This window comes from Psychroflexus gondwanensis ACAM 44 (assembly GCF_000355905.1).
Classification (GTDB): Bacteria; Bacteroidota; Bacteroidia; order Flavobacteriales; family Flavobacteriaceae; genus Psychroflexus; species Psychroflexus gondwanensis.
In genome coordinates, this window is sequence record NZ_APLF01000007.1 from 106,496 (window position 1) to 118,903 (window position 12,408).

General features: G+C 31.7%; 11 protein-coding genes and 1 tRNA gene. 10 read left to right on the forward strand and 2 right to left on the reverse strand.

The genetic code is table 11. The features are described 5' to 3' along the window. Window positions 1-74 precede the first annotated feature (74 nt). Window positions 75-1,271, reverse strand: a complete 1,197-nt coding sequence (locus tag PGOND44_RS08190; protein WP_003439724.1) for an ABC transporter permease — start codon at window positions 1,269-1,271, stop codon at window positions 75-77. Continuing rightward, entirely contained in the window at window positions 1,268-1,660 is a 393-nt protein-coding gene (rbfA, locus tag PGOND44_RS08195; RefSeq protein ID WP_003439725.1) for a 30S ribosome-binding factor RbfA, read from the reverse strand. Before rbfA ends, PGOND44_RS08190 begins: the two co-directional genes overlap by 4 nt. Before the next feature lie 85 nt (window positions 1,661-1,745). Between rbfA and mce the strand changes: the two genes are divergently transcribed. The 10 genes from mce to PGOND44_RS08245 all read left to right on the forward strand — a co-directional run. Continuing rightward, entirely contained in the window at window positions 1,746-2,150 is a 405-nt protein-coding gene (mce, locus tag PGOND44_RS08200) for a methylmalonyl-CoA epimerase (RefSeq protein ID WP_003439727.1), read from the forward strand. A 73-nt stretch (window positions 2,151-2,223) separates the two neighbouring features. After that, window positions 2,224-2,297: transfer RNA gene (locus tag PGOND44_RS08205), tRNA-Ile, on the forward strand. Window positions 2,298-2,532: 235 nt separating this feature from the next. Next, window positions 2,533-3,693: a hypothetical protein gene (locus PGOND44_RS08210; protein WP_003439729.1), complete on the forward strand. Its 1,161-nt coding sequence runs from the start codon at window positions 2,533-2,535 to the stop codon at window positions 3,691-3,693. A 125-nt stretch (window positions 3,694-3,818) separates the two neighbouring features. Further along, window positions 3,819-4,097: a helix-turn-helix domain-containing protein gene (locus PGOND44_RS08215; protein WP_003439730.1), complete on the forward strand. Its 279-nt coding sequence runs from the start codon at window positions 3,819-3,821 to the stop codon at window positions 4,095-4,097. A gap of 2 nt (window positions 4,098-4,099) precedes the next feature. After that, the gene (locus tag PGOND44_RS08220; protein ID WP_003439732.1) at window positions 4,100-4,417 is read left to right on the forward strand and encodes a hypothetical protein; all 318 of its coding nucleotides are present in this window, start codon (window positions 4,100-4,102) and stop codon (window positions 4,415-4,417) included. A 4-nt stretch (window positions 4,418-4,421) separates the two neighbouring features. Next, window positions 4,422-4,994, forward strand: a complete 573-nt coding sequence (locus PGOND44_RS08225; protein ID WP_003439734.1) for a ribbon-helix-helix domain-containing protein — start codon at window positions 4,422-4,424, stop codon at window positions 4,992-4,994. Between the two features lie 11 nt (window positions 4,995-5,005). Then, window positions 5,006-6,265 (forward strand): DUF3987 domain-containing protein, encoded by a 1,260-nt coding sequence (locus PGOND44_RS08230; protein ID WP_003439735.1) that lies wholly within the window; start codon window positions 5,006-5,008, stop codon window positions 6,263-6,265. A gap of 517 nt (window positions 6,266-6,782) precedes the next feature. Next, the gene (locus PGOND44_RS08235; protein ID WP_003439737.1) at window positions 6,783-9,971 is read left to right on the forward strand and encodes an Eco57I restriction-modification methylase domain-containing protein; all 3,189 of its coding nucleotides are present in this window, start codon (window positions 6,783-6,785) and stop codon (window positions 9,969-9,971) included. Window positions 9,972-9,973: 2 nt separating this feature from the next. Next, a complete protein-coding gene (locus PGOND44_RS14990; RefSeq protein WP_003439739.1) occupies window positions 9,974-11,143 on the forward strand; it encodes an AbiH family protein in 1,170 nt (389 codons plus the stop codon). A gap of 15 nt (window positions 11,144-11,158) precedes the next feature. After that, the coding region (locus tag PGOND44_RS08245; RefSeq protein WP_003439741.1) for a DUF262 domain-containing protein at window positions 11,159-12,408 on the forward strand (1,250 nt) is incomplete at its 3' end.

Sequence of the window (12,408 nt, forward strand, 5' to 3'; positions counted from 1 at the left end):
TTCTTGTAGAATTAGTTCGAAATTTACTCTTAAAGGGCTCTATAAAAGCAACTTAAAGATAATATGGACAAAACTTATTGAAGAGAGCGTTTCACCGTTTGAGAAGAAATATAGGACGCTAGTAAACCTAAACTGGATATGGTTACAAACACAATGACGATATTTACCAACTCCAATCTAACGGGATAAGCTAAATTTGGAGTAATCATAATCCATTGGAACTGAAGTTGGGTTACCACCACTATAATCGCAAGAACAAGACCAATGATGCCCCCAGCGATACTCATTAAGCTACCCTGAAAGAAGAAGATTCGCTGTATCTCGATCTCGGTTAAGCCCAAATTCAGAAGAGTTTTAGAATTTTGCCGCTTTTCTAACACGGCCATGATGATAGATCCTATCACATTAAAAAGGGCAATAATAATCACTAAGGTAAAAATAAGATAAACCGCCAGATTTTCTGTATTCAACATTTTATAAAGACTATCATTCAGCTGAATTCTATCTTTTACCAGCACCTGATTATCGAAAATGTCCTCCACTTCTTTTTTGACTGAAGCCATATCGGCTGACTTGGCAATTTGCAGTTCGAGAGAAGTCACTTCATTTGGCTTCAACTGTAGCAACTGTCTGGCAAAATTTAGATCTGTAAAAGCATATTTTTTATCCAACTCTTCGTTGATAGAGTAAATTCCTGTCACCGTAGCGTTAGCCGTTCTAAAAGCGTCTTTTACATCCAGAATTTGTCCCTTGCCTGGTTTGGGGACGTAAAACTTTAAAAGACCTGAATAGTCTCTAACCCCTACAGAAAGTTTCCTAGAGAGATCGTTTCCTAACACCACTTGGTAAGCGTCTTTTTCTATCCACTGTCCCAAAAAGATACTCGATTTTATAGCATTGATGGTTTTAAAGGTGGTATCTACACCCTTGATAAAGCCTGGCGTGTTTTTAGATTTGAAACTCAGCAGAACGCGTTCTTCAATCACTTCAGAATAGAGAACGATATCTGGATTATTCGATAAAGCAGAGCGTTGACTAGACTCTAATGTAAAGGTCTTCCCTACTTTGGAAAACACCTTGAGGTCTGGGTCAAATTTATTGGTAAAAGATAAGCTGAACTCCTTAAGTCCAGAAAAGGCAGATAAAACGATAAACAAAGCCAAAGCACCAGCGATAACGCCTATAGAGGCAATCCAAGTGATGACGTTTATAGCCGAGTTGGAACTCTTGGAAAAGAAATAGCGCTTAGCGATGTAAAAGGAAACATTCAATTTTTCTTACGCTTGTTCAATAAGTCAGGATTTTTGATTGGGTCGTTTTTCCCCTTAAAAGCTTGTTCTAAATCGTTGATATATTCTATAGAATCGTCGTTAAAGAATTCTAGTTCTGGCATACGTCGCAACTGGTTTTTGGTTCTCGTGGCGACTTGATGCTTTATTTTGGATTTCATCGTTCGGATTTCTTCCACAATTTGCTCAGACTTTTCAGAAGGAAAAATGCTTAGATGCGCTTTGGCTTGCAGTAAATCTGGAGTCACCTTCACCTTGGTCACCGAAATAATTAAGTTTTGAGTGCCAGCCGCTTTGAGCTCAAGTTGAATCACTTCAGCCAAATCTTTTTGAAGTATTCCTGCGATTTTCTTTTGTCTATTTGATTCCATGTTGCAAAGGTAGAATAATTATATAAATGCTAGTTTTGTGAATGATGTAAACTTTAGCACATTTAAATTTAAAAATTCACCTCCTATGATCAAAAAAATAGAACATATTGGTATCGCTGTCAACGACCTAGAGGCGGCCACCAAAACCTATGAAACTTTATTTAAAGCCTCTCCTTACAAAACGGAAACCGTAGAACGGGAAGGCGTGAAAACTGTTTTTTTTGAATGTGGAGAAAGCAAAATCGAGCTACTGGGAGCCACGCGAGACGATAGCCCAATTGGCAAATACCTCAGCAAGCAACGGGAAGGCATTCACCACATCGCCTTTTTTGTAGATGACCTCGCTGCTGAAATGTCTAGGTTACAGCAAGAAGGTTTTCAGCTCTTAAGTGAGTCGCCCAAACCTGGTGCAGACGATAAATCTATTGTGTTTTTACACCCCAAAGGCAACCATGGCGTGCTCATAGAACTTTGTGAAGATCGAGCTTGATTTAATTCAAGAATTATTTTGGCTGGTAGTAAACTTATACTTATTTTTGCCCTCCTGAATAATAATCAGCCTTGGTCCCATAGCTCAGCTGGTTAGAGCACCTGACTCATAATCAGGTGGCCCTTGGTTCGAGTCCAAGTGGGACCACTTTTAAAACCCTTAACCCATTGTAAATCAATGATTAAGGGTTTTTTATTTTTAGAAATGTACGATTTTTGTACGATTGAATGACTTAATTACATTTATACATAGCATTGTAGTCATGATTTTTTAAGTTTGACATATAAAGCTTTATTTAATTGAGAATTTAGCCTTAATAATATCATTGCCAAACGTTTATACCAAATACTATCAAATCTAATTTGTTTAAAAATAATCTTCTATGGATTCCAAAATAATTTACAAAGAGTATAAAACAACTGGAAAGTTTTCATTTTGTAAAATCATCAACGATAAAACACCAATTGAAAAAGATCTTTGGGATAATTTTTTAGAAGAAATTAAACCCATTAAAACTGAAGCTCACAATGTAATACGCTACTTGGATTATGATAGCAGTGTTGAGTTTAAATTTGATCTAATTGATTACCTCGGAAATTGTTCATCACTTCAAAACCACTCAAAATATAAAGTTGTTCTAACTGAGCTTATAGAAAATATAAAAACTATAAATAAAAAAAGAACTTTTGATCTTGATAAGATTATGCAAGCTGATTTAAATTCAGATGTAAACAACAGAATATATAATGTCATTGAATGGGATTTAAAAACATCAAAAAATTGGAAACGAAAATTAGTTAGCCATCTTAAAAATCATAACATAAAAAGTTCTATGATTAGTAATGTTTTAGAGAGTGAAATTGAACATATTGGAAATATCTACAACAACTACATTAGAGTAAATTTATTATTACCCAAATTAAATCAGAATCGATTTGAAAACTTTAAAATTGATTTTAAAAATTATTCTGACGACATCTTTTATAAATTGAAGCAAATTGAAACATTATGTATAGAATTATCTTCCAAATTAGATGAAACCGATAAGAAAAAATGGGACAACACTAGAAATTTCTTTCTCTTAGTCATCGATGAATTTCTAAAAAATTTAAAGGTTACCTATAATAACGACTTTAAGAGAACAAACTATTACCCATATCTTGAAAAAAGTATTGAGCTACTCAATAGTATTAATAGTGATATTTTTCATAAAACTGATATTTTGAATGAAATTCCTTTAGACTTAAAAAATCATTCTAAGCTAGACAGAACAGCAAAAATTGCTTTACACATATTAGTAAGAGATTCGGATAATAATAAAAATGGCACTAAAACTTACCTAAATAAAGTTTATCATTTTATAAAACACAATTTTAAAAAACAAAAGCAAGCTGTCCTATTTGATGTTAATTACGATGAATATAAAAGTTTATTAAAAAGTAATTACAATCTAGATTCTAGTAAAAAAGTAGATGGAAAAATAAGAGATACGGACAAAAATGATTTTAATAACATACTTTCTGAAAGTAATGATTTTTCCTAGATATTTTAAAATTTAGAGCTTAAAACGCTCACTCCCCTACTTACTCCCCTATAATTTGCTATAAACTCCCCTACTTACTCCCCTATTTCTATTGCTTTATTGAAGCTTAATTAAAAGCAAAAAAAATGGGTGAAAAAAATGCAGACTTTGTGGAGCTAATAGCTTCCAGAACTTGTCAACTTTTATTACAAAAAATTGACAACAAACTTGAAGGTTTAAAACCTAAAGAAACTAAAGACGAAGGCCTTCTGACAAGAGATGAAACTTGTAAGTTTCTCCAAATAGACTCTTCTACACTTTGGAGATGGACAAGAGAAGGTAAAATCAAGTTCTACGGAATTGGTTCCAGGCGGTACTACAAAAAAAGTGAACTACTAAAATCTCTTATTGAATTAAAATCTTGATCATGGAGAATTTAATTCACGATAAGGAGAACTATATCTTATCCGATGTAGAGCACTTAGAAAGAAGTCTACTAAAGCTTCAACATTTTTATAAACTTGATAGTAAGACAAGGATCTGCGTAAGTGAAATGTCAAATACACTCATTAGCTTAAATAAGAAGCTAATGAGAGAACCAAGGCCATCAACTCAGAATCTTGCAGATCAACTTAATAAAGCACTTTTAGAAAACCCCGATGGTGATGGGGTAATCCTTAAGGTTTTTAAAAACACCGATTCTAAAGTCGAAAAATGTTCAATCATGAATTTTTATTTAAGCTAAAATCATGAAAGACAAAAAAAACAGTACAAATCATTTGAGCTTTAATGAAAGTTTAAAACCAAAAAATAAAATTATGAAAACGGAAACCATATCAATAAGAATATCAACGGAACTAAAACAAAAGCTTGAAAAGATCAGCGAAGAAACTGGTCTTACAAATTCACAAATCATACGACCATTGATTGAAGAAAAAACTATTGAACCAGAGACCATCGACCTTGGAGAGGGAAGGTTTTACAATACTATCTCAGATCATGAATTGACAAACAGTTTAGAATTTTTAGAACTAATATTTTGGTTACTTGATAAAAAGAGAGAGCCTAGAACGGATGAACATGATGTGTTTTACAAACAGCAACTTAAGACCATTGATAGAATTATGCAAAGTGAGCTTTTTTTTCAGGATTTTCTAAGTGAACTAGTAAAGGTTAAAAGAGAGCTTGAGCTTATTCTGAATGATAAATCTATCTATAAATTTAATTTTCCTGATGAGGATGGATTTGATTACGAAGAGTTATGTAAGAACATTCATATGATTCGATTCAATTCTGAGAATGATCAATTAATTCCATTTTAAAACGATCTATTATGTCATATAAAAATAATAAAGACAATATTTCAGAAGGGTCTCAAAACCCTTCTGAAAGTCTTAAAGAAAAATTGGAAAAGTTAATAGACAAAGTACCTGATGTTTTTAGAGACTTAATTGAAGAAAGCTATGAACATAAGCGTGTTCCAAAAGAGTATTTGCTTACCTCAATACTATACGCAATAAGTTCAGCAGTGGGTAAAACATTTTACACCAAGGAGCTTAATTATATAAATTATCCTAATTGCTATTTTATTATTGTTGGCAGTAGAGGTGATGCGAAAACTGAAGCTTTGAAAATAGCAAATAAGCCTATTATTGATTTTGACAACGAGTCTTATGAAGTATTTAATGACTCAAGAGGAGATAATACTGAAAACAATAAAGTACCTAGAAAGCAGATACTAATTCAAAATGCTACCATTGAAAAGGCCCAACTTACCCATTATCATAATCTGGGCGGTGTAGGCTTATTTTACGATGAAATAAGAGCCATAGTACAAAAAATGAATAATCCAAACAGTAGAGATGGTCACGATTGGGAAGTACTCCTTTTGGAAGCTTTTACAAACGGCATTTTAGATGTAAGCAGAAAAACGACTGATACTTTTAGAATTACTAAAACCTATTTAACTATGCTTGGTGGTATCCAACATCAGTTCATCCCTGACCTTTTTAGTAAAGGATTAGTTGGCTCTGGATTAATTGACCGATTATTATTTACAAATAAAATAACAAGCAACTCTACCGTCTCTAGAAAAAAGATTGATGATTGTGTTTTTGAGCGTTATAATGCTACAATCCGAAACCTACTGGAATATAAAAAGCAAAGTGAAGACCCCGAAGAAGAAGTGAGGGAGCATAGGATCTACTATACTCAAGATGCTGAAGACTTATTATTTGATTACACTCAAAAATTTGAAGATGAAAAGATTAATGCAGAATCACCTTTAACAGAGTACTATTCTAAATTGATAATCTACTTACACAAACTCATTATAATTTGTTTTTTAATGAAACACACTGAAGAGAGAACGTTCAAATCAAAAATAGATAAGGAAACAGTTCTATTAGCGGTTGACATGGTTGAATTTTATCTTCTTAATTTCAAGATGCTAATTTCGAATCATGACACTACTGGAGTTGATAAAAATGATATTATCAATCTTGCCAAGAAGAATGAAGCTCCTCAAAAGTCTGTTGGGCATGTCCTAGGTCTTTCGAAAGGGCAGGTTTCTAAACTTTGGAACAAAGCATAAGAAACTGGAAACTTGAAACTATTTGTAAATAGGCTATAATATTCTGTATATCAGCAATATATATCTAAAAAACATTTAGTTTCAAGTTTCCAGTTTCATTCTGTTGCAAAGAGATTTTTCAAATGGTATCCAAAAAAGGCAAGCTTCACTTTTGTAATACAATCGATCGAATAATGTAATACAAGACTTAAATAATTGTAATACAAGATGATTAAAACACTCCAAAATGTATTACAAGACTTAAATAATTGTAATACAAGATGATTAAAACACTCCAAAATGTATTACAAATGCTGTATTACATACTGTAATCACCGTTGAAATGTAATACGGATAGTAAAATACATGAGTATTTGAGCTTAAAACCCTTGTAACATACTGTATAAATTACATGATAGTTTTATTTTGATGTATTACAGATATGTAATACGATGAACTGTGTTGATAATTTTCACTCTACTACTCAATAAGTTTAGTAATTTAGGGGTTAAATCTATAATGAAATACTAAATATCCAATGGCGTTATTCCAAAGCACTGTTATTGAAAAATATATTAATGCTCAAGATCAAAAGGTTCTTAAAGAGAAGTGGGAAGCTTATAAGGTACACTTCCATGACCCCAACATTCAAGAGAATATAAGAAATGCTAAAGAGGAGCAATATCAAGAGGGCTTCCTAAGGGATTTGTTCGTCAAAATTCTGGGTTATACACTTAACCCTGCCAACGACTATAACTTAACTACAGAGCTTAAAAACGTTAAAGACAGCAAAAAGGCAGACGGCGGAATTGTTGTAAAGGACAAAGTAGTGGGTGTCATTGAACTTAAAGGCACAAATACCACCGATCTAAGTAAAGTTGAAACGCAAGCTTTTGGTTATAAAAACAATCAATCAGGTTGTACGTATGTTATTACCTCCAATTTTGAAAAACTTAGATTCTATATAGACAATGCTATAGAGCATCAAGCCTTTAATTTGTTTGAGCTTAGTGAAACTGAATTTAGCTTGCTTTATCTGTGTTTGGCTTATGACAATATAAACCGTGACCTTCCTAAAAAGATTAAGAATGACTCTCATAACCAGGAGGAAATTACAACTAAACAGCTTTATAAAGACTATAGTCTCTTCAAGAGAGAGCTTTTTAATAATTTAGTAGAGCTTAATCCAAATTTTGAACCCCTACTCCTATTCAAAAAATCTCAAAAACTACTTGATCGATTCTTGTTTTTATTCTTTGCTGAAGACAGGCACTTACTACCACCCAATTCGGTGAGAATGATATTAAAGCAATGGAAACAGCTTCAGGAAATGGATGCTTATGCTCCACTTTATAAAAGATTCAAGAAATATTTCGGGTATCTTAATACTGGACACAAAGGCAAAAAATATGACGTTTATCCTTACAACGGGGGATTATTTAAACCAGATGAAGTTCTAGATCATGTAAAGATTGATGATGAACTTTTATACAAGTACACGCTTAAACTTTCTGAATATGATTTTGCTAGTGAAGTTGACGTCAATATTCTAGGACATATTTTTGAAAATTCCTTGAATGAGATTGAAGAAATTCAAACCCAGTTGGAAGAAAATCCAACTGAGGTAAAACTATCTAAACGGAAAAAAGACGGTGTGTTTTACACTCCAAAATACATCACGAAATACATTGTTGAAAATACCATTGGAAAGCTTTGTGAAGAAAAGAAAACCGAAGTTAATCTTGTAGAAGAAGATTATAATATCAATAGACAGACTAAAACTAAAAAAGACTTATTAAAGAAACTAAACACTTACCGAGAGTGGTTATTACAACTTACCGTTGTAGACCCTGCTTGTGGGTCTGGGGCATTTCTTAATGAAGCTTTGAATTATCTGATAGCTGAACACCAGTACTTAGATGAATTGGAAACTAAACTGATGGGCGGTGGTTTAGTCTTTCCCAATGTGGAGAACAGTATTTTAGAAAATAATTTGTTTGGGGTAGACATTAATAATGAATCGGTTGAAATTGCCAAATTGTCCTTATGGTTACGCACAGCACAACCCAATCGTAAGCTTAACGACTTAAGCAATAACATTAAATGCGGTAACTCCTTAATAGATGATCCCGAAGTAGCAGGAGATAAGGCTTTTAACTGGGAAAGAGAATTTTCGCAAGTGTTTGCTAAAGGTGGCTTTGATGTGGTAATTGGTAATCCACCATATTTAAGAAAACAGGGGTTAATAGAAAGTTACCCTGAAATGTGTGATTTTTATGAGAATAAATATCAATCTGCAACTTCGAACTATGATATTTATGCTCTTTTTATGGAAAGGAGCTTTGATCTCATAAATAAGACGGGGATTGTATCATATATTTTACCTCATAAATTTTTAGTTACTGATTTTGGAGTAGGTATAAGACAATTTTTTATGGGGACCCTAGCTGTAAAAAGTATTTTACACTTTGGCTCTGAAATGGTTTTTACAGACGCCTCCACTTATACCTGTATAATCAACTTAGATAAATCTAAAAAAGACAAAGTACATTTCAAAAAAGTCACCCCAATGGAAATAAATAATCCTTTTAATTGGGACTATATTTTTTACAAAAATCTGACTGAAAACAATTGGGATTTACAAAGTCAAAGAGTATTTGATACCATAGAAAAATTAAAGAAACAGTCTTTTACAATTGATAGTGTGTTTGATAGGATTTTTCAAGGAATAGCAAGTGGTGGTGACAAATTCTTTTTTTTGGAGGAGATCACTAATAATGGGAGTAAGGGCATGTTTTATTCTCAAATTTTAGATGAAATCGTCGAATTGGAATATGATATTTTAAATCCAGTTTTAAAAGGTTTTGAAATTACCAAATACAACAAACCTAAAAACAAACTTTATACTATTTTTCCTTATTCAATTAATGATAATAAAGCAGTTCCATTAAAATTCATCGAAATCGAATCTCAGTACCCATTGACTACTGATTATTTCAAAAAAAACGAAGAATTTTTGAGAGCTAGAGAAAAAGGCAGATTTGATAATGATGATGAATGGTTTTTGTTTAGCCGTAAACAAGGTATTTCAGGTGTAGAAATACCAAAAATAATGACAAGAGAAATTTCATTAGGTTGTAATATGACTTATGATGAAAGGGGAGAGTTTTATCACAATACAAAAGTATATTCTTTTATAAAAAATAAAAACTTTAATGTAGATGACAAATTTTATTTGTCAATTCTTAATTCTAAAGTCATGTGGTTTTTCTTAAAAAGTACAGGTTCGGAATATAGAGGTGGATATTTTGTTTTTAAAACTAATTATCTAAAACCATTCCCCTTACCTGAAATACCTTCAAATCCAAAACCATATATTGAAATAGTAAACTTGATACTTTCATTGAACAAAGAGTTACAAGAGCTTTCATCAAAATTCCAACGTTCGCTACAACGCCAATTTCAAGAAGAATTAGAAAAACTACCTGGGAAACTGGAAGATTGGCATGAGTTAGGTTATGCAGATTTTATAAAAGAACTAAAAAAGAAAAAGATAAAACTCAGCCTATCTCAAGAAGCTGAGTGGGAAGACTACTTCCTTGAAGAACAAGAGAAAGCAGTCCTGCTTAAAACACAGATCGAAACTACAGATACAGAGATCAACCAGATGGTTTATGAGTTGTATGGATTGACTGAGGAAGAAATTGAGATAGTGGAAAATAGTTGAGTATGGAAGAAAAAATAAGAGTCAATAAATTATTTTTAGTAGGTAATGGTTTTGATTTATCACTTGGCTTAAAAACTAGCTACGCTGATTTTATGTTTTGGCTACTAAAAACCCAATTGATAAAGGCTGTTAAAAATTTTGGAAGGCAAGTAGCACCTTTTCCTTACAGAGGACGTTATAATGATTTTCTTGAAAGTTATGAACCATTATTTATTCATGGTTTTTCCTCTTCTGAATTATTTGATGTTTTATTTGAAAAAGGATATATTAAAATTCCTGAAAAAATTACAGAGCTTAAAAATTTAGAAGACTTGATGAAGTTAGTTAAAACTTATAATATTAAAATTAAACCAAAATCAGAAGATTTATTATTTAAAGCTATGTATAGTCAATGTGAGCTTGGGTGGGTTGATATTGAAGAGACTTATTTTAAGCTTATTCAAATAATCATTAATAATAATAAAGTTGATTCATTAGAAAAGGTTAAGGGCCTAAACAATGAACTACAATTCATATCTAACGAGCTAAAAAAATATTTAAAGACTTTGGATGTAAATTTAGACATATCAGAAGCTGAAAAATATATTAATCAAATTCAACAAAAATTTAAAAGCACTGACTTTATTATTGAAGACTTAAAGAGCAAGGATATTGAATTAGGACAATATTATTTTCTTAATTTTAATTATACAGATTCTCTATCTAAAGTTATTGACCATAATATAGAATTAAAAGATAAAAGTTTCATCAACCATATTCATGGCTCTATAAAAGATGACTTCCCTTTAGTGTTCGGTTATGGGGATGAAATGCATGAATTTTACAAAAAAATTGAAGATTTACGTGAAAATGAATTTTTCAAACACATTAAATCATTTAGATACTTCCAAAATAATAGATATAGAGATTTACTGAGGTTCTTAAATAGTAATTACTTTCAAGTTTGTATTTATGGCCATTCCTGTGAAATTTCAGATCGAGTTATGCTCAATGAAATATTCGAGCATAAAAACTGTGTTTCTGTAAAAGTATATTTTTATAAAGATAAAAGTGGAAATGACGATTTTACTTCAAAAACCATGAATATTTCGAGGCATTTTAATTCAAATAAAGAAATGCGTGAAAAAATTGTTGAGTTTAATCCTGAAAATGAAATGCCACAAAAAAAATAGTCAAACAGAACTTCAATGATAGCTACCCAACTCCCCATCATCAATTTTTTACAAGCTCCAAATGTTCAATTTGTAATTCCTGTCTATCAGCGTAATTACGACTGGTCTACTAATGAGTGTCAAAAGCTTTTACAAGACACTATTGCTGTAAGTAGAGAACAAACAGGATCACATTTTATTGGGAGTATAGTATTTATACATGAGGGTGCATATAGTACAAGAGAAGTAAAAGAATTGGTCATTATAGATGGCCAACAAAGGCTAACGACCATCAACATATTATACGTTGCCTTATTCCGTTTTGCTAAAGAAACAAAACAAGAACATGAAGCTGAGCGCCTTTACAATATGTTTTTGACCAACCAATATGTAAAAAATGAATCTAGTAAATTAAAACTGAAGCAAACCGATACCAACTCTTTAGCTTTTAAGGCTATAATGAACGCTACAGAAAGTGATTTTGATGCTTATTCCAATGTGGTTGAAAATTTCAATTACTTTAAATCCGAAATAACCGAGACTAATTTTCACAAAATATTAGACGGTTTAAATAGACTAATCTTTGTTGAAATTTCTTTAGAACGTGATAAAGATGATCCTCAACGAATTTTTGAAAGTTTAAATTCTACTGGCTTAGATTTATCTCAATCAGATTTAATAAGAAACTATATTTTAATGGATTTGCCACCAAGGCAACAAAACAAGATCTATGATCAAATTTGGAATCCTATAGAAGAAAACGCAAAAGACTTAAAAAAACAAAAATCATTAGTATCTGAGTATATACGAGATTACTTGACTTTAAAAAAGAAGAAAATTCCTAAAAAGAGTCGAGTCTACGAGGAGTTTAAAAAAATGTATCAAGACAAAGACGATGCTTACCACCAAGAGCTAGAAAATATCAAATCCTTTTCGGTGCATTATAAAATGTTGGCGAACCCTCACACAGTTAAGAATGATACCATAAGAAAAGAGTTAAACTACATTTCTAGATTAGAAATAAACGTTGCTTTTCCTTTCCTATTACAAGTTTTTGAAGATGCAGATAATGGAATTATAACAGACGAAATTCTAATAAAAATACTTAAACTTATTCAATCTTATACGTGGCGTAGATTTATTGTTGGCTTACCCACAAATGCGCTTAATAAAGTCTTTATGACTTTATATGCAGAAGTTGATACCGAAGATTATTATGAATCATTAGTTCTTGCGCTTTATAAAAAACGTGGAAGTGGTAAATTTCCAAATAATCAAGATGTAAA